The sequence below is a fragment of the Acinetobacter terrae genome (assembly GCF_013004375.1).
GTDB classification, from domain to species: domain Bacteria; phylum Pseudomonadota; class Gammaproteobacteria; order Pseudomonadales; family Moraxellaceae; genus Acinetobacter; species Acinetobacter terrae.
In genome coordinates this window covers 80709-98821 of the sequence record NZ_JABERI010000009.1, presented here as the reverse complement: position 1 = coordinate 98821, position 18113 = coordinate 80709, and the positions used below count along the sequence as shown (strand labels likewise).

Below are 18113 nucleotides of genomic sequence, written 5' to 3'. Positions count from 1 at the left end.
GATACATATTTTAGTCATCAAAATGAAATATATCTGCAATAAAATTACGTTCATTAAATCTCCTGTCCTAGGAAAATCTGATGAACTTGAAATTAACACTTGCAGCACTCCTTATTGCACCTTTAGCTTTAACTGCTTGTGCCAAGAAAGATGAAGCTCCAAAAAATGACGCAGCTGCAACAGCAGCCGTAGAAGAAAAAATTACACCAGAGCAACAAGCGGCAATCGACTCAATTGACAAACCGGTTCTGGATGAAAAAAATACTGATGTACCTGCGGAAATAGCCAATGCGAATGCAGATGAAGCAACTCCTGCAGCCGAAGCCGCAGCTTCTGAAGCCACTGCACCTTAAGTTTGTGGTGTTTTATTTAAAAGTCCCTGCATAAGCAGGGATTTTTTTTGAAATAGTGTTTTTTATTACTGAATTGAAAGCAATCAGCATGTAGAATATGGGGCATCAACTGGGAGGACATTATGGCACTTATCTCATTGCGCCAGCTCTTGGATCACGCCGGCGAACACAACTACGGCGTACCAGCGTTTAACGTAAACAACTTAGAACAAATGCGCGCAATTATGTTAGCCGCAGACGAAACGAATTCACCTGTTATTGTTCAGGCATCTGCGGGTGCTCGTAAATATGCAGGCGCTCCGTTCTTACGTCATTTAATTTTGGCAGCAATTGAAGAGTGGCCACATATTCCAGTGGTTATGCATCAAGATCATGGTACTGACCCTGATGTATGCCAACGCTCGATCCAGTTGGGCTTTTCATCTGTAATGATGGACGGTTCATTGGGTGCGGACGGTAAAACACCTACAAGTTACGAATACAATGTAGATGTAACTCGTCGTACAGTTCAAATGGCGCACGCTTGCGGTGTTTCAGTTGAAGGTGAAATTGGTTGCCTGGGTAGCCTTGAAACCGGTATGGCTGGTGAAGAAGATGGCGTAGGCGCTGAAGGCGTACTTGACCATTCTCAGCTTTTAACTTCGGTTGAAGAAGCAACTCAATTTGTCGCAGATACAAATGTCGATGCTTTGGCAATTGCAGTCGGTACTTCACACGGTGCGTACAAATTCACACGTCCACCTACAGGTGATATTTTAGCGATTGACCGCATTAAAGAAATTCATGCGGCATTGCCAAATACCCATCTTGTGATGCACGGTTCAAGCTCTGTGCCACAAGAATGGTTGGCTGTGATCAATGAATTCGGCGGCGACATCAAAGAAACTTATGGTGTACCTGTTGAACAACTGGTTGAAGCAATCAAACACGGTGTTCGTAAAATCAATATCGACACTGACTTGCGTTTGGCTTCTACTGGTGCGATGCGTCGTATGATGGCTGAAAAACCAAGCGAATTCGATCCACGTAAATTCTTCTCTGCAACTGTAGATGCAATGAAACAAATCTGTGTAGATCGTTACACAGCATTTGGTACTGCAGGTCATGCAGACAAGATTCGTCCAATTTCTTTAGAGAAAATGGTGAATCGTTATAAATAATCATTAAAGATTATCTATAATCGAAAGCCCACATCTATTGTGGGCTTTTTTATATCGAATCCTCAACTATTATAAATCAGGAAAATAAGGCAAAAGATGGAACTTATATTTGCTGCGGCCTGCTGTAGTGTCATCATTTCAATTCTTTTAAAGCTATGCAAAGCCAAAGGTTTTGATGCATTACAAATGATTGTCTGGAATTACGCTTCAGCCAGTCTGTTGTGCTTTCTATGGTTTAAGCCAGATCTGCAGCATATTTCCATGGTCAATACGCCGTGGTGGTTAATTGTTGTCTTAGGTGTTTTGCTGCCAAGTATCTTTTTATGTTTAGCCAAATCATTGCAATATGCCGGCATTATTAAAACTGAGATTGCCCAGCGCTTATCTGTGGTTTTATCGCTATTGTCAGCATTTTTCATTTTTCAGGAACAGTTTAATACCCTAAAAATCATCGGGATTGCTTTGGGTATTGCGGCAGTAATCAGTATTTTATTTTCACATCAAAAAGCCGAAACAGGGCAGCCATCTTCAAAGCAAGCGATGTTATATCTTGCCCTTGTTTGGTTTGGCTATGCTTTAATTGATGTGTTGCTCAAGTACACCACAGGATTAGGTGTTCAGTTCGCTGTTGCGCTGAATTTAATGTTCATCTGTGCCTTTATATTGTCATTGGCTTATATTGCAATTTCAACAAAAACCATGGGTAGAAAAAAGAACATTCTGGCCGGACTAGGTTTGGGTGTGCTGAATTTTGCCAATATTGCACTGTATGTTAAAGCGCATATTTTATTGAAAGACACACCTGCAATTGTATTTGCAGGTATGAATATTCTTGTGGTGCTATTTGGTGCATTAAGTGGCTTAATCATCTTTAAAGAAAAATTAAAACCCGCTACCGCTATAGGTTTAGTTTTAGGTTTGGCTAGTGTGCTTTGCCTAGCTTATGCGATATCTGTTTGATTAGGGTCTTTGCAAAAGTCTTCGGATGCTTCACGATGTCTATGGTGTCGGCTGTCCCTAGCAGCAAGCCAGCCTGCTCACAGTCTGGACAAGTTGGGTAAAAAGAAATCGCACTGGTAGGATATTGATGCATATAAATTTTATTGCAGTGTGTGCATTCAAATTTCATCGGCATTTTAGTTGTAGCAGGGATCATGATGTGAACCACCTTTTATTTTTGCGCAAATATACCTCAATATTGTTGCAAGAATAAGACCTGAAATGACAATAAAAGGGGACATTGGCCCCTTTTATTGTAATGAATCGTTAATTAAAGCTGAGTGAAAATCTGTTCTTTGTCTAGACGGGATTTTGGCAGTTGGGCATTGAAATCATTTTCACTACGATAACCCAGTGTCAATAATACCGAAGGCACTAAACCTTTCTCTGTTAACTGCAATTCATCATTGATGATTTGTTCATCAAATCCACCAATTGGTGTCGCATCAATGCCTTCAATTCCCGCAGCTAATAGAATTTGACCTAAAGCAATAAAGGTTTGATTTTCCGCCCAGCGCTGGATATCACCTTTTTCATTGCGATAATAATTGACATAACCGGAGCGGCTATCTTTTTGGCCTTGTTTGGCTTTTTCGTCTTTAAAACGACCACTGATGTCATCTTGAGTGAGCAAGTTATCTAAATGCTGTTCGCTGATATCTGCTTTAGTACAGAACAAAATGGTATGGGAAGAATCTAGCACTTTAGGTGCATTATAGGCATATTTCCCAACCAATGCTTTGGCAATCCGTTCTTTAGCTGCTTGATTGTCAGCAATAAAAAAATGCCAAGGTTGAATGTTGATAGACGATGGAGTCAAACGTAAGATTTCTAATAAACGTGCAACCTGTTCCTTGGGAATTTTTCGAATAGGATTATAGGCTTTGGTGGTATAACGGGTTTTCGAGACGTTTAAAAGATCCATGAATGATTACTCCACTTATAAATTATGTCTGGCATTTTACCTGAAGCGCTATCCAAATGGTTTATAACACATCGATCTCGCTTTAGACTTTGGCATGATAAAAAATTATTCATAGTAAATACCATGCTTCACTCAATTTATTACACTTTATAAGACAGTATTTGTATCTTGTTTAGAGCGCATTTCCAATGTCATCCATGATTTTATAAAATGAAGGATGGGTATCTTTCAATAAATTAAGAGTTTTATCAGATCAAGAAATATGTTTTCGATATTGGTACTTTTAGAAAAATGGCGTTTAATCAATATTAATTAAAATGTATGACCATTCCGAGAGCAGGCGTATGGACTTTAGCAATCACTTTAAAAGAAAACTAAAAACCCAACAGCAAATTGGGTTGTGGGTCGGTCTGGCAGATGCCTACGCTACTGAAATTGCAGCCAATGCCGGATACGACTGGCTACTCATAGATGGTGAGCATGCGCCCAGTGATTTAAGAACTACGCTTTCGCAATTGCAAAGTATTGCAGCTTATCCTTCGCAAGCAGTGGTGCGTCCACCCATTGGCAGTGTGCAACTGATTAAACAATTGTTAGATATTGGCGCACAAACCTTACTGATTCCTATGGTGGAAACTGTAGAACAAGCAGAACTCATGGTCAAAGCAGTGCGTTATCCACCAGAAGGCATCCGTGGCGTAGGTGCGGCTCTGGCACGTGCCACACGTTGGAACAGTATTCCGAATTACTACGAAACAGCCCATGAAAATATTTGCCTGTTGATTCAGATTGAATCGGTGACAGGCTTAGAAAATCTAGATGATATTTTAAAAGTAGATGGCATTGATGGTGTATTTATAGGTGCTGTGGATTTGTCCGCAACCATGGGCTATCAAGGTAATCCAAACCATCCAGAGGTTCAAAAAGCTGTGGTGGATGCCATTACACGTATTCGTGCAGCAGGTAAAGCAGCAGGGATTTTATCGACACAGCATGAAGCCACGCAGCAATATTTGGAACTCGGTACAGAGTTTGTGGCAGTGGGCGTCGATACCAGTGTGTTGATGCAGTCGCTTCGTGAATTATTGGCCAAATATAAAGATGAGGTAAATATACCTAAAGTTTCGAATGGATATTAATCTGAAACAATTATTTAAACTGAAAAAAAGCCCCTGCTTTTATCGAGTAGGGGCTTTTTTATTAATAGGCGTATTTTAAATCGGTATATTCATTCAATGACATTGCAACATGCTTGTTAATGAATTCACGGATATCTTCGCTGCTCATAGGCTGACCTTGCTTGGTAATCACGTTTTCCATAGGTGCTTGATCGGCAGCAGTAATTTTATAAACAAAGTTACAAACCACTTTATAATTAGAATCAGCTTTAACCATGCAAGTCACGTAGCTATAAGCATGTTCAAAATTTAAATCGCTATGAGAGAAGATAAACTGGTCAAATAATTTAAGTGCTTTACCATCTTCCAGTGCTTTTAATTCATCCACAATATTACTTTCAAATTGCACACCGTAACGCTCGGAAACAGGTTTTCCATCGATTAAAAGTGAAACTTTGCCGTCATCATGATGGGTCACGGTGATATTGCTAAAATCAGACATGGGGATCTCTAAAATTGAATGAAATGATATACGCTGATTATGTTTGAATTGTTTCACAAATCAAGAAACGATTGGATCAGTTGATTATATTCAGTATAAATAAACAACGGTTGTAATGAATAATACGCTGTAAATGAATTCGCTTTTATTCGATCAAAATGGCTTGAGTAGCTAAAATTAATAAGTCCAAGTCTTTAATTCTAATCTTTGATAAACCTGTTCGGGATCAATTTCCAAAATTTGTGCTTCATGTTCACGCCAGTCGCCTAAAACAATCCGTGATTTATCATTTTCATTATGGATAGCAGGGCGATGTGTATGTCCATGAATCAGTAAATCCACTGTTTGAAGTGATTGTTCAACTGCATGTTGATTCACATCCATTATCTTATAAGACTTCACTTGCTTGGTTGCGGCACTTTTTTTACGGAAACCATTCGCCAGTTTTTGACGGAAACTTAATGGCATACTTTTAAGAAAACCTAAAAGTAGCGGATTGCGAATAATTTTACGGAATTTTTGGTAGGACACATCATCGGTACAAAGCAGGTCGCCATGTTCAAGACGGATTTGGATGTCACCAATCTTTAAGGTATCTACCTCAGGCAATATAGAACCATTGAACTGCTTTAAAAAGCGTTGACCCAGTGCAAAGTCACGGTTGCCGACCTGAAAATAAACATGATTACCGGCTTGAGTGAATTGTTGTAGAGCACTGACAATTTCATCTAGCCATGGGGCAGAGTAATCATCACCAATCCATGCGTTAAACCAGTCACCCAAGATATAGAGCTGGGTGTCTTTATTTTTATAGTGATCTAATAAATCCAAAAACCCCCGAACGAGTCGAGGGTGTTCAGGTGACAAATGTAAATCAGCGATAAACAGATAGGTCACTTATTTTCCTTTTTTAATCCCACCTAACCTCCCTTTTAAAAAGGGAAGAAAAGTCCCTCTTTTATAAAGAGGGATTTAGGGAGATTTACTCAGCAATAATTTTAGCAGATTCAATTACAACATTTTCTAAAGGAACGTCAGCGTGGTAACCACGGTTACCGGTACGAACACCTTTAATTGCTTCAACAACATCTAAGCCTTCAGTTACTTTACCAAAAACTGCATAACCCCAACCTTGCGCTGTTTTACCAGAATGGTTCAGGAAGCTGTTGTTGCTTACGTTGATGAAGAATTGAGCAGAAGCAGAATGAGGCGCTTGCGTACGAGCCATTGCAACTGTACCAATTTCATTGCTTAAACCGTTATCAGCTTCATTTTCAATAGAATCGCGGGTTGCTTTTTCTTTGAAGTTTTCATCCATGCCGCCGCCCTGGATCATGAAGTTTTCAATTACACGGTGAAAAATCACGCCATCATAAAAACCGTCGCGAACATATTCTAAAAAGTTAGCAACAGTCTTAGGTGCTTTTTCAGAGTTTAATTCAAGAACAATACGTCCTTTATTGGTGTTTAATTCGACTTGAGGAAAACTCATTCTATAATCTCCTGATCATGGACAAAAAAGCCATGGGTTTTTGGTTGAGAGAAGCATAAGCAAACTGTAAACTACAAGGCAAGCAAAAACGTTACTTTCTTTGTTAAAAATCGAGAAAAGCGTTTTAATTATCCTATTTTATCTTATAGAAGTGATTTATCAACTATGAAGCCGAATGATGTTGTTTCATCCCTGCCAAATAACCCGACAACTCAAAATCAATCTGTCGATGCTGCGCAGCAAGAACAACAGCCGGGCTTAGACTTTGTACGCCAAGTGATTACTGACGATCTAGCAGCAGGCCGTACACAACAAGTGGTGACACGTTTCCCGCCAGAACCAAATGGTTATTTACATATTGGTCACGTAAAAGCCATTTGTCTGAATTTTGGTATTGCCCAAGAATTTGATGGCGTATGTAACCTGCGTTTTGACGATACCAATCCAGATGCAGAAGAACAAGAATATGTAGATGGTATTGCCAATGACGTAAAATGGTTAGGTTTTAACTGGAATGGTGAACCTCGCTACGCATCAAGCTATTTTGATCAATTGTATATTTGGGCAATTCAATTGATTAAACAGGGTGATGCTTATGTCGATTTGCAAACGCCTGAAGAAATTAAACTCAACCGCGGTAATTTCAAAGAACCAGGTAAAAATTCACCCTATCGTGATGCTTCAGTGGAAGAAAATCTGGCGCGTTTTGAACAAATGCGTAATGGTGAGCTTGGCGAAGGACAAGCGGTACTGCGTGCCAAAATTGATATGGCATCTCCAAACGTGCATATGCGTGATCCTATTTTGTACCGTGTACTGCATTCTGAACATCATCAAACCGGTGATAAATGGAAAATGTACCCAATGTACGATTATGCGCATCCATTATCAGATGCGATTGAAGGCATTACCCATTCACTGTGTACTTTGGAATTCCAAGATCACCGTCCGTTCTATGACTGGGTGGTTGAAAAAGTTAAATCGCCATCTGTTCCACGTCAGTACGAATCAAGCCGTTTAAACGTCGATTACACCATTACCTCTAAACGTAAATTGCGTAAATTGGTTGAAGGCAATCATGTCAATGGTTGGGATGACCCACGTATGCCAACCGTAGTCGGTATGCGCCGTCGTGGTTTTACCCCTGAAGGTCTGCGCGATTTTTGTAAGCGTGTAGGTGTTTCTAAAGTTGATGGCAGTATTGTTGATGTTGCAATGCTTGAATACTGTATCCGTCAGTCTTTGGAAAATACCGCTGCGCGTGGTATGGCGGTGTTAAATCCATTGAAAGTGACGTTAACCAACTTGCCTGAAGAAATGGACTTAACGCATGCACGTCATCCGAACGTAGACATGGGCGATCGTATTATTCCTTTATCTAAAGAAATCTATATTGATCGTAAAGACTTTGAAGAAGTGCCGCCTAAAGGCTTTAAACGTTTGATTCCTGAAGGTGAAGTACGTTTACGTCATGCCTATGTGATTAAATGCGAAGAAGTGATTAAAGATGCCAATGGTGAGGTGGTTGAACTGAAATGTTCAATTGACCCTGAAACCTTAGGTAAAAATCCTGAAGGCCGTAAAGTCAAAGGCGTGGTGCATTGGGTGTCTGCAACCAAAGGTATTCCTGCAGAAGTCCGTGTTTATGATCGTTTGTTTACTGAAGCTGCTCCTGATGCAGATGATGATTTCCTTGCGCACTTAAACCCAGAGTCTTTAACTGTACTTCAAGCAATTATTGAACCTGCTTTGGCAGAGGCTCAACCTGAAGATCGTTTCCAGTTTGAACGTGAAGGTTATTTCGTGGCAGATCAATATGATCACACCAGTGATAAACCCGTGTTTAACCGTATTTTGGACTTAAAAGATAGCTTTAAGCCAGGTAAATAATTTACTTGTGGTTTAATTTAAAAAAGCTCAACTTCGGTTGGGCTTTTTTGTTTAATAAAGCTATTTTTGAGCAAGTCATATTTATTGTGTGATTTTATTTATATTCATTGATTAGCTACCTCTATTAGCATAAAAATAATACTCAATCAGAAAGCAATTATGCTATCAACATAAGAAAAAGCTGAGGGTAATAAAAATGAGCGTCGTTATAGAAACCCAGATGTTAATTCGCAAACCGGTTGCAGAGGTATTTAATGCCTTTATCGATCCTGAAATCACCAGCAAGTTTTGGTTTACTTCCTCGACTGGACCATTAATAGAGAATAAAACCGTAGACTGGTACTGGGAAAAATATGAAATAACCACCAGTATTTATGTAGAGCAGCTGATTAATAATGAACTGATCCAGTTCACTTGGGGGGACCCCAAGAGCACGGTAGATCTCATTTTTGAGAAGATTTCCGACTATGAAACTTATCTAAGAATCCGCAATTATGATATTACGCTAGAAGGATCAGAGCTGATTAAATTTGTGATTGATCATACGCGTGATTTCACTACTGTTCTGAATGGCTGCAAAGCCTATTTGGAATATGGCGCACAGTTAAATTTAGTCAATGATAGATTGCCGCCATTTGTTTAAATGGCTTTTTTGAAAAAACTATAGGCCTTATTAACTCAATAAAATAACTGACATTAAAAATTGAAAAGTGGATATTTTATTTAGAAGTCAACTGGTTGCTTGACAGAAGCTGAGCATAAAAATCCGAGACTTCTTTTCGAATATCCCCTGAAAATGGGTTTTTTATCTCATAAAAATTCTAATTTTATAGAACAGCGATCACTGATTTTTTTGATTTTGCTCTTTTAATAATAAATAATGTGACATACGTTTTTTTGCTTTATCACGTAATTTTTTCTTGATGTATAACACTAGAGCAAAACAGGTTGTGGTGATGGTCAGCAACATGCTGTTCATATAACTCATGATGGAACTGACGTAACCAATCGTGGTCAGGCGGTTCATCATACGCATGACTTGTGGACTACTTTCAACACCGGTAATGGCCCAAGTGCACAGATGTTCACAGTTATTAATAATCAGATGATAGTTGTTTTCATTCATTCGTGAACGCATACGCCGTATGACTTTACGACCCACAAACTTAGGATTGTTGTAGTGTTGAACAATAATGGTTTTGCCGAAACTGAATTTTTCCAGTGAGGTGATTTCAATTGGACGTTTTTTAAATAAGTGAGCAAAACCCGAGTAATGAATCACCCGGCCACGCCCTGCATAAATGCCATGATGGGAATAGCCTAAGTGTTTAACGATAAGATGTGTCCCTAAAGGAAATCGGATTTTCTGCTTTCGCATCCCAAGCTTAATCAATAAAGTTACACATGTATTTTGTTGACGTAGTTTACTGCTTCTTTATCAAAGAATCGACTATTTCACTAAGCTTAATGACTATTTTATAAAAACTACATCATTGTATAAAATTTTCAGCCTATGCTTAAGTCGTTGGGGGGGAGATGAAAATGAAGAATCAATTTTTCTTAAAATATGCCGTCATTTTCGTTTTAAATTTGGCCTCAGTAGGCTATGCAGAAGTTTACTCAGAACATTGGCAAAGGGATGCTTTTAAGGTAGATGTGGTAAAGATCAGGCAGCCTCAAAACTTACGTTTATTCTTAAAAGATGCCAAAACCAATCAACCGCTGCATAAATTTGATGCCGTTCAGAAGCAATTAAAGTCCTGTGAAAAGTTATTATTTGCAATGAATGTAGGGATGTATCATTCAGATTATTCTGCAGTCGGTTTATACATAGAATCATCACAACAAAAGCAAAAATTAAACACGGTAAAACAAGGCTTCGGCAATTTTCATATTCAGCCGAATGGTGTGCTGGCTTGGAATCAAAATAAAAGCCTGATTACCACCACAGATGATTACTCTAAGATAAAGTTTAATCCGGATTATGCGACGCAATCTGGACCAATGCTGGTGATTAATGGAAAAATAAACCCGCAATTTTTAGAGCATTCAGATTCATTGAAAATTCGGAATGGGGTGGGGATTAAAGATCAAACCCTCTATTTTGTGATTAGTCATACTGCTGTAAGTTTTTATCAATTTGCACAATTTTTTAAACAAGAATTAAAAGTGAAAAATGCGTTGTATCTGGATGGCTCGATTTCAAGTGCATATATACCGCAATTAAAACGTGCTGATTCAAATTTTAATCTTGGACCTATGATTGCTTATATTGATGAGCAGAACTGTCAAAAAGACTACGGTGTTGAGTCTTAAAATTATCTGTGGATTTAAGTAATTATTTAAACTGTTTTTATCATGATTCATTTATTTGGAATAATTTGAAGCACGTTTTTATTTTGTAAATTTTTTATCTAGAATGAGATATAAATCAATATTTCACTTTTAACTGAATGAGATCATTCATAAGTTAAAAATGATATCCAATTTTTAAACCATAGCCTATGGCATGATTGTCCTCGAATTCACCCACTTTTGAAGCTTCTGAAACGCCTGGAAGGGGTAAATAATACGTTCCATCCTGTGTCGTTACATCTCCCAACCAAAAGTATTTAAAGCCGCCTGAAATAAAGTAATTGGGTTCGGGATTGTATTGCATTGCTAAACCCATTCCCCAATAGCCTTTGGTTGGATTAAGGATGGATGACGGATCACCTATACCAGAATCCCAGCCGATATTAAAAGCGCTAGACCATTGTGGCGTCCATTTTTTTGCCACACCCACAGTCGCGCTCCACTGATTCTTTTGATAGTCATCTAGATTGAATCCACCGGTATAAGTTCCACTACTCAGTGTAGTGGTTGCTAGTTGAGATAATGCACCGAATTGGGTTGGACGGATCACAAAATCTTTCCAGTTGACCCAACGTATATTGGAGTAAAGCAAAGTACTGACGGTAATCGCCGTTTGAAAATCGAGATTGACAGACTGTGGTGTGGAAATTTTAGTTTTAGTTTCACCAACCAAAAGCAGAGGTGTTCCTAACACATTTTCGGTGACATTGATTTTGTGATCAATTTTGGAGTGATAGGTCAATGCGGCTTTAAATGCAATGTCAGGCAGTTGGTAAGCGAAACCAGCCAGCCAGCCGATAGCAGCATCTTCCTTAAAAATAGCGTTATAGCCATTAAGGTCTGCATAAACCAATCCGCGTAAAGAAACATGACCTTTAATAGTTTGAAAGGCGGGTCCTGCATAGAGATTAAAGTTTTTAAGGGGTTGATAGCCTAAAATTAGACTCAGGTTTTGGGTATCCACATTGATTTGTGTACCTTGCCTACTGAGTGCCGGATCAGAGAAACTGCCATTATCCTTGAGTGGATATTGCAGGTCTGAGCCAAATGGCTGATCGTAAAGGATGCCGAAAGAGAGTTCTGGCTTTAATTGAAGTTTAAGGGCAGCACTGTAGTATTGGAAATTCTGGCTAATATTATCTGTTGAATAGTCATCAACACCTGAATTGACCAGATCTGGACGTGTACCTAAAGTGTGCCCTGACACTTCAGGATCAGCAGCGCTAATGGAGGCTTCAAAATAATGCCCGGCTTCGAGAAAAGGCAACAAGGATTGGCCTGATTGATCCATTGCTGCGGCCATGCTATGACTTGATATAAGGCTGCATAATATTGCCAGTCTAGGATAATACCGTTCCATATATTTTCCTTTTAATTAGACTAATTTTTATTCTTAAGCCAAGCTTATTTTATTTTTTTAAATATTTTACTTATGAGTAAAGCACTTTTAAATAGAGGGGAACAGAGATTTCTGGATGAATGAACAGAACTATGTTTCGAAGTATTAAAATCTAAAAATAAACAGTTTTGACAGGCAAATAAAAAAGGCATTTAGTGAACTAAATGCCTTTTTGTCAGACTCTACTATTGGAGTGGTAGATGCTGTAATTCGTTTAACTCTTTACGGCTATAACCTCGTGAAGCTAGAACCTTTTTAATTCCAATGATGACATCTTCATCTGTCGCTTTTGCTAAAGCCTGGATCAGTTGTTCATTCGATTTACAAGAGCAATCATTTTCGACACACGAGATTTGATTCTTGTGTTCGTTTTGCTGTTGATTAGCAGAAAACAGCTTTTGCCAAAAACTCATAGAGCCTTCTTACGCAACTTAACATAGATCGAAATATATCCAATTTCCTAAATAATACAAGCCTATGTCAGTGATAAAAGCAGCATTTGAACTTTAAATTTTCCGATGATAGGTAGCAAGTTTAACGATATTATGAGATTTACTATTCAGAATTGTTTATAAATGATTAATTTTCAATGAAATAAAAATGAAGCTCAACTGAGCTTCATTTAGATAACAACACATACAAACTTAACAATGACATAAATTGTTTAAATCTTTTCCAGTAACACACCTGATTCTACATGGTGGGTATATGGGAACTGGTCAAACATCGCAAATTTGGTAATTTTATGCGTGGTTGATAAGGTCTTCAAGTTGTCTTCAAGTGTGTCAGGATTACATGAAATATAAATGATACGTTCAAAACGTTGGATCAGTTTTAAAGTTTCATCATCAATACCCGCACGCGGTGGATCAACAAACACAGTGTCGAAATCGTAGCTGGAGATATCAATCTCGGCTTCCTGCAAGCGGCGGAATTCACGTTCACCATTGTAGGCTTGGGTAAAATCTTCAGCCGATAAACGTGCGACTTGAATATTATCAATCTGGTTTTGTTCAATATTCCACTGCGCAGCATAAACAGATGATTTAGCCAATTCTGTAGCAAGCACACGGTTGAACTTGGTTGAAAGCGGGAGAGTGAAGTTACCATTACCACAATACAATTCGAGTAAGTCTTTATCGGACTGTTCAGCAGCATGACATGCCCATTCCAGCATCTTTTGGCAGACTTGCGCATTTGGCTGAGTAAAGCTGCTTTCGACTTGTTTATATTTGTAAGTACGATCAAACACTTGCAGTTCTTCAACCACAAATTCATCGCTTAATACCACTTTTTGACCGCGGCTACGACCAATCAATTTGATATTCAGTTTTTCAGCCAATTGTTTAGCTAAGCTTTCCCATTCGGTATCAAGCGGGCAACGATAAATCATTGACACCAGAATTTCGCCTTTTAAAGTCGCCAGAAAGTGAACTTCAAATAAGCGTTTAGATAATACGGGGTTGCTTTTTAGTTCTTGCAGTAAAATTGGCATCAGTTGATTAATGCTTTTGTCTGCAATTGGGAATTCGTCAATGCGAATCACTTGTTTTTGGTTGTCTTCGCTGCGTTCAAACATCGCATAGAACATATCATCTTCAGTATGCCAAATACGGAATTCTGCGCGCATACGGAAGTTTTGTTCAGGCGACTGAAATACTTCTAAAGAAGGGGGATTAAACTCGGCAAATTGAGCAGAAATACGTGCAATCTTGGCATCAAGTTGTAACTGATAAGCTGAAGTCATATGCAGTAAAAATCACAAACACATTAAAACAGGGATGGTAACAAAGTTTGCATAAGATGACTAAACTTATTGCCCATTCAGCGGTAGAAATATCGTTTGTACAGAAATTTTAGGTCGATCTTTAGATTGTTTGTTTAGAGCAATTCTATTTTGAGTAATCCTAAGCTTGGCTCATAAATGGAATAACGACTCGCTGAATTAGGGGGAATAGAGGAAATATGGGAAATCTAAACATAAGAATAAGAAAAAGAAACCAAGCCAACCTGACCAGGGAGTAGTTGACTTGGTAAAGAGGAAAAACATCCAGTTATAGGATTAAGCGCTGAAATTAAGTTTTTAAATTGAGCTTCAAATTAAGGTCATCAGGCTGGCATTACCTCCTGCTGCTGCGGTATTGATACTGATGGCACGTTCAATCACCAATCGTTCTAATGGAATCTCGTGGTCAAACGGCTGCAAATGGGTGATGCCAATAATCACACCTTGGCGCGAGGCAATTAGAGTTTGCAACTTTTGCAGTTGAGCTTTGCTTCCGTGGTGGAGAACTGCATCAAAATCATCTGTTTCAATACTTTGGATAATCGCGAAACTGTCTACAATTTCTTTTGGCATCTTAGGCAGATACTTGAGTACAAAGGTATTTTCAGCAAGTACGGTTGGCTGACTGCCGACCGCAAAAATTGCAGCCAATTGCTGAATCTGATCCTGCTCTTGATCGGCCAAAGAAAGGACACGTTTTCTTGGTAGCACTACATATTGATTGCTTTCCCCTGTCGGCCCTTGTAGTTCATAATGATGGCCAGAGCAAAAAACAGGGCATGGAGTCAGTTGATATTGAGGGGAGTTCTTTTCTGCCCAAGTGTAAAATATCTCGTATAGGGGCTGATGTGCTGGCTGTGTAGCTTGAGCATAAGTTGCGAATGGAATCGCTAGTTTTTTCGCTGAACAGTGCTGCATCAAACGGTACAGATAAATCGGACCGCCTGCTTTAGGACCGGTACCTGAAAGACCTTCACCACCAAAAGGCTGTACCCCGACCACAGCGCCAACAATATTTCGATTTATATATAGGTTGCCGACTTCAGCATGTGCAATCACGGTCTGAATGGTTTCATCAATACGGGTATGTAACCCCATAGTCAGGCCATAACCTTTGGCATTGATTTGTTCTAAAAGCTGTTCTAATTGACCATATTTATAACGGATCACATGTAAAACCGGACCAAACACTTCACGTTGCAAATCATCCAGATTAGGCAATTCAATCAAAGTCGGTGGAATAAAAGTACCTTGGGTTAAAGATTGATCTTGTGCCGCATTCAACATCAACTGATGGGCGGGATGACCTTTACTGCGCATCTGATCAATATGTTTTTGAATATTGTTTTGCGCCTCAATATCAATGACAGGGCCGATATCAGTTTTTAATAGAAATGGATTACCAACACGCAGTTGTTGCATTGCACCTTTCAGCATATTGATAACACTATCGGCATTGTCTTCTTGAACGCAGAGTACACGTAAAGCTGAACAGCGCTGACCGGCACTGTCATAAGCCGAGCTTATAACATCCAAAATAACCTGTTCCGTTAATGCAGATGAGTCGACAATCATGGCATTTTGACCACCAGTTTCCGCAATGAGTGGAATAGGTTGGCCGGATTTACTCAGTCGTTGTGCCAGAGTTTTTTGCAAAATTTTGGCAACTTCAGTTGAACCGGTAAACATGATGCCTTGAATGCGAGCATCCCCACTTAATTGCGCACCAACTGTTTCACCTTGTCCCGGAAGAAGTTGCACAACATCTTGAGGAATACCGGCTTGCCATAAGATTTGAATCGCTTGAGCGGCAATCAGTGGTGTTTGTTCAGCAGGTTTTGCAATGACAGTATTTCCGGCAACCAGAGCAGCCGAAATTTGTCCGGTAAAAATAGCCAAAGGGAAATTCCACGGGCTAATACATAACACCGTACCGAATGGTTGAATAACCGTGTCTTGATCCAGATCGATTATTTGAGCGGCGTAATAACGCAGGAAGTCCACAGCTTCGCGAACTTCTGCAATGGCATTGGCATAAGTTTTACCACTTTCACGGCACAGTAAAACCATCAGTTCTTGCATGCGTGATTGCATGATATCCGCAGCGCGTTGAAGGTAAGCTGCACGTGTATTTTTCGGTGTATTGCTCCATTCAGCTTGGGCATTGACGGCATTTTCAAGTGCCAGATTCACTTGCTCAACGGTTGCTTCCTGTACATGACCGACGATATCTAAATAATTGGCAGGATTTAAAATAGCCAGGTTGTGAGAGCTTCCATCATTAGTGCTATTTTCAATAGCTAGGTTTTTACCTAAAGCTTGAGCTTGCCATTGATGTTGACTGAAATTTTGTGCAGTTTGATTCAGGAGCATTAACTCATGATCATTTGCTAAATCTAAACCGGCTGAATTCGGACGAATATCGCCGTATAGATCTGGAGCTAAGGGAATAGCCGGATGCTTTTGACCCATTTGCGATTCTCTGGCTGCATTTTTTAAAATTTCTGAATGTGGATTTTCAATCAGTTCATCAATCTTTAAGGTTTTATCTGCAATACGATTCACGAAAGAGGTATTGGCACCATTTTCCAGTAAACGTCGCACCAGATAAGCCAGTAAAGTTTCATGATTCCCCACGGGTGCATAGATACGGCACGGCACATCGAGTTTATTATCTTTTTTATTGCCCACCACCTGTTCATACAGGGGTTCGCCCATGCCATGCAAACACTGGAACTCATATTGACCGGTGTAGTATTGCTCTGGATTAGCCAAATGGTAAATGGTCGCAAGTGTTTGGGCATTATGCGTCGCAAACTGTGGGTAAATCTGTTGTGGTGCTGCTAAGAGTTTTTTTGCACAGGCAATATAAGATAAATCAGTATGCACTTTACGGGTAAATACCGGATAGTCGGTCATGCCATCAATTTGAGCTTTCTTGATTTCGCTATCCCAGTACGCGCCTTTGACCAGACGAATCATCAAGCGTTTTTGACTGCGTTTTGCTAAGTCCACCACATAGTCAACCACGTAGAAACAGCGTTTTTGATAAGCCTGAATCACAAAGCCAATACCTTTCCAGTCGGCAAGGCTAGGCTCAAAACACAGACGCTCTAGTAATTCTAAAGATATTTCCAGACGTTCAGATTCTTCGGCATCAATATTTAGACCAATATTGTAGCGTTTTGACAGTTCCGCCAATTGCAGCACTTTTGGATACAGTTCGTCATGCACACGGTCAATCTGCGCACGTTGATAGCGTGGATGCAGGGCAGAAAGCTTGATTGAAATGCCCGGACCATCATATACATCTTTGTCTTTGGATGCCTGACCAATGGCATGGATGGCATCGCTATAATCTTGGTAATAGCGTTCAGCATCGTGATCCGTTAGGGCCGCTTCACCGAGCATGTCATAAGAGTAACGGAAGCCCTTATCTTCTAAAGGTTCTGCATGTTCTAGCGCTTCTTGAATGGTTTCACCAGTGACAAACTGTTCTCCCATCATCCGCATTGCCACATCCACGGCTTTACGGATAATACCCCGACCACTACGCGCTAAAAGACCAGTGAGGACGCCAGACAAGCTATTTTGCTTTGGCGTTTCCATCAGTTTTCCGGTCAGCATTAAGCCCCATGCAGCGGCATTGACAAACATCAGGCTACTTTGCCCGACATGTTCTTTCCAGTTGCCCTGATTAATTTTGTCACGAATCAGCAAGTCACGTGTCGCACTGTCCGGAATACGAAGCAATGCTTCCGCCAGACACATCAGTGCAATGCCTTCTTGAGAAGACAATGAAAATTCTTGTAATAAACCTTGCACAATTCCAGCTTTACCAGCAGAGCTTTTACGCTCACGCAGGGTATGCGCAAGATTGAAGGCCAGGTCATAAATACGCTGATTCAGCTGTTCAGAAATTTGGCTATGTTCAAGTAAATGTTCCACACAATCGGGTTCAGCACGACGCCAAGCAGTGTTTATTTCAACTTCATAATCATTCTTTTCTTTGAATTCAGTAATATATTCAAAGTGAGGTTTTGCCGTATTGAGGCGAGTGTCTGTGTCCATCATATTCATGCCAACGTCCTGTGACTGCCAATATTTTTGTTGAGTGAAATACCTTATATAATT

16 protein-coding genes are annotated in these 18113 nt (G+C 39.7%); 7 read left to right on the top strand and 9 right to left on the bottom strand.

Annotated elements, in window-relative coordinates; translation table 11 throughout:
- The first annotated feature begins 80 nt into the window (after positions 1-80).
- The 3 genes from HLH14_RS05280 (at position 81) to HLH14_RS05270 (ending at position 2473) form a co-directional block, all read left to right on the top strand.
- Positions 81-353, top strand: a complete 273-nt coding sequence (locus HLH14_RS05280; protein WP_067724602.1) for a hypothetical protein — start codon at positions 81-83, stop codon at positions 351-353.
- Positions 354-475: 122 nt separating this feature from the next.
- Entirely contained in the window at positions 476-1513 is a 1038-nt protein-coding gene (gene fba / locus HLH14_RS05275) for a class II fructose-bisphosphate aldolase (protein ID WP_067724604.1), read from the top strand.
- A 96-nt stretch (positions 1514-1609) separates the two neighbouring features.
- On the top strand, positions 1610-2473 hold the full coding sequence (locus HLH14_RS05270; RefSeq protein ID WP_067724606.1) for a DMT family transporter: 864 nt from the start codon (positions 1610-1612) through the stop codon (positions 2471-2473).
- A gap of 310 nt (positions 2474-2783) precedes the next feature.
- Here HLH14_RS05270 and nfsB read toward each other — a convergent pair whose 3' ends face one another.
- Positions 2784-3437 (bottom strand): oxygen-insensitive NAD(P)H nitroreductase, encoded by a 654-nt coding sequence (gene nfsB / locus HLH14_RS05265; protein WP_067724608.1) that lies wholly within the window; start codon positions 3435-3437, stop codon positions 2784-2786.
- Positions 3438-3781: 344 nt separating this feature from the next.
- On the opposite strand from nfsB, the gene hpaI reads away from it, so the two are divergent.
- A complete protein-coding gene (hpaI, locus tag HLH14_RS05260) occupies positions 3782-4576 on the top strand; it encodes a 4-hydroxy-2-oxoheptanedioate aldolase (protein ID WP_067724610.1) in 795 nt (264 codons plus the stop codon).
- A gap of 61 nt (positions 4577-4637) precedes the next feature.
- Here the strand turns inward: hpaI and HLH14_RS05255 are convergent, their stop codons facing one another.
- The 3 genes from HLH14_RS05255 to HLH14_RS05245 all read right to left on the bottom strand — a co-directional run bounded on the left by HLH14_RS05255 (position 4638) and on the right by HLH14_RS05245 (position 6549).
- Complete coding sequence (locus HLH14_RS05255) at positions 4638-5057, bottom strand: hypothetical protein (RefSeq protein ID WP_067724612.1); 420 nt, start codon at positions 5055-5057, stop codon at positions 4638-4640.
- Positions 5058-5234: 177 nt separating this feature from the next.
- Complete coding sequence (locus tag HLH14_RS05250) at positions 5235-5954, bottom strand: UDP-2,3-diacylglucosamine diphosphatase (RefSeq protein ID WP_067724614.1); 720 nt, start codon at positions 5952-5954, stop codon at positions 5235-5237.
- 85 nt (positions 5955-6039) lie between these two features.
- Entirely contained in the window at positions 6040-6549 is a 510-nt protein-coding gene (locus HLH14_RS05245; protein WP_067724616.1) for a peptidylprolyl isomerase, read from the bottom strand.
- A 165-nt stretch (positions 6550-6714) separates the two neighbouring features.
- Here HLH14_RS05245 and HLH14_RS05240 point away from each other — a divergent pair, with 165 nt between their 5' ends.
- Positions 6715-8439, top strand: a complete 1725-nt coding sequence (locus tag HLH14_RS05240) for a glutamine--tRNA ligase/YqeY domain fusion protein (RefSeq protein ID WP_067724618.1) — start codon at positions 6715-6717, stop codon at positions 8437-8439.
- A 196-nt stretch (positions 8440-8635) separates the two neighbouring features.
- Positions 8636-9082 (top strand): SRPBCC domain-containing protein, encoded by a 447-nt coding sequence (locus HLH14_RS05235; RefSeq protein ID WP_067724620.1) that lies wholly within the window; start codon positions 8636-8638, stop codon positions 9080-9082.
- Between the two features lie 198 nt (positions 9083-9280).
- On the opposite strand, the gene HLH14_RS05230 is transcribed toward HLH14_RS05235, so the two are convergent.
- Positions 9281-9817: a lecithin retinol acyltransferase family protein gene (locus tag HLH14_RS05230; protein WP_067724622.1), complete on the bottom strand. Its 537-nt coding sequence runs from the start codon at positions 9815-9817 to the stop codon at positions 9281-9283.
- Positions 9818-9981: 164 nt separating this feature from the next.
- Between HLH14_RS05230 and HLH14_RS05225 the strand changes: the two genes are divergently transcribed.
- Positions 9982-10755, top strand: a complete 774-nt coding sequence (locus HLH14_RS05225) for a phosphodiester glycosidase family protein (RefSeq protein ID WP_081406242.1) — start codon at positions 9982-9984, stop codon at positions 10753-10755.
- Positions 10756-10909: 154 nt separating this feature from the next.
- On the opposite strand, the gene HLH14_RS05220 is transcribed toward HLH14_RS05225, so the two are convergent.
- The 4 genes from HLH14_RS05220 to putA all read right to left on the bottom strand — a co-directional run bounded on the left by HLH14_RS05220 (position 10910) and on the right by putA (position 18059).
- Complete coding sequence (locus tag HLH14_RS05220; protein ID WP_378321148.1) at positions 10910-12097, bottom strand: outer membrane protein transport protein; 1188 nt, start codon at positions 12095-12097, stop codon at positions 10910-10912.
- A 281-nt stretch (positions 12098-12378) separates the two neighbouring features.
- Positions 12379-12606, bottom strand: a complete 228-nt coding sequence (locus HLH14_RS05215) for a hypothetical protein (protein WP_067724629.1) — start codon at positions 12604-12606, stop codon at positions 12379-12381.
- Between the two features lie 251 nt (positions 12607-12857).
- Positions 12858-13940 (bottom strand): tRNA (uridine(54)-C5)-methyltransferase TrmA, encoded by a 1083-nt coding sequence (gene trmA, locus HLH14_RS05210; protein ID WP_067724631.1) that lies wholly within the window; start codon positions 13938-13940, stop codon positions 12858-12860.
- 348 nt (positions 13941-14288) lie between these two features.
- On the bottom strand, positions 14289-18059 hold the full coding sequence (gene putA, locus HLH14_RS05205; RefSeq protein WP_067724633.1) for a trifunctional transcriptional regulator/proline dehydrogenase/L-glutamate gamma-semialdehyde dehydrogenase: 3771 nt from the start codon (positions 18057-18059) through the stop codon (positions 14289-14291).
- Between the last annotated feature and the right edge of the window lie 54 nt (positions 18060-18113).

Excerpts from the sequence above, each read along its gene's own strand:
- HLH14_RS05280 (WP_067724602.1), top strand. The coding sequence starts at position 81 with ATGAACTTGAAATTAACACTTGCAGCACTCCTTATTGCACCTTTAGCT.
- fba (WP_067724604.1), top strand. The coding sequence starts at position 476 with ATGGCACTTATCTCATTGCGCCAGCTCTTGGATCACGCCGGCGAACAC.
- HLH14_RS05270 (WP_067724606.1), top strand. The coding sequence starts at position 1,610 with ATGGAACTTATATTTGCTGCGGCCTGCTGTAGTGTCATCATTTCAATT.
- nfsB (WP_067724608.1), bottom strand. The coding sequence starts at position 3,437 with ATGGATCTTTTAAACGTCTCGAAAACCCGTTATACCACCAAAGCCTAT.
- hpaI (WP_067724610.1), top strand. The coding sequence starts at position 3,782 with ATGGACTTTAGCAATCACTTTAAAAGAAAACTAAAAACCCAACAGCAA.
- HLH14_RS05255 (WP_067724612.1), bottom strand. The coding sequence starts at position 5,057 with ATGTCTGATTTTAGCAATATCACCGTGACCCATCATGATGACGGCAAA.
- HLH14_RS05245 (WP_067724616.1), bottom strand. The coding sequence starts at position 6,549 with ATGAGTTTTCCTCAAGTCGAATTAAACACCAATAAAGGACGTATTGTT.
- HLH14_RS05240 (WP_067724618.1), top strand. The coding sequence starts at position 6,715 with ATGAAGCCGAATGATGTTGTTTCATCCCTGCCAAATAACCCGACAACT.
- HLH14_RS05235 (WP_067724620.1), top strand. The coding sequence starts at position 8,636 with ATGAGCGTCGTTATAGAAACCCAGATGTTAATTCGCAAACCGGTTGCA.
- HLH14_RS05230 (WP_067724622.1), bottom strand. The coding sequence starts at position 9,817 with ATGCGAAAGCAGAAAATCCGATTTCCTTTAGGGACACATCTTATCGTT.
- HLH14_RS05225 (WP_081406242.1), top strand. The coding sequence starts at position 9,982 with ATGAAGAATCAATTTTTCTTAAAATATGCCGTCATTTTCGTTTTAAAT.
- HLH14_RS05220 (WP_378321148.1), bottom strand. The coding sequence starts at position 12,097 with ATGGCCGCAGCAATGGATCAATCAGGCCAATCCTTGTTGCCTTTTCTC.
- HLH14_RS05215 (WP_067724629.1), bottom strand. The coding sequence starts at position 12,606 with ATGAGTTTTTGGCAAAAGCTGTTTTCTGCTAATCAACAGCAAAACGAA.
- trmA (WP_067724631.1), bottom strand. The coding sequence starts at position 13,940 with ATGACTTCAGCTTATCAGTTACAACTTGATGCCAAGATTGCACGTATT.
- putA (WP_067724633.1), bottom strand. The coding sequence starts at position 18,059 with ATGAATATGATGGACACAGACACTCGCCTCAATACGGCAAAACCTCAC.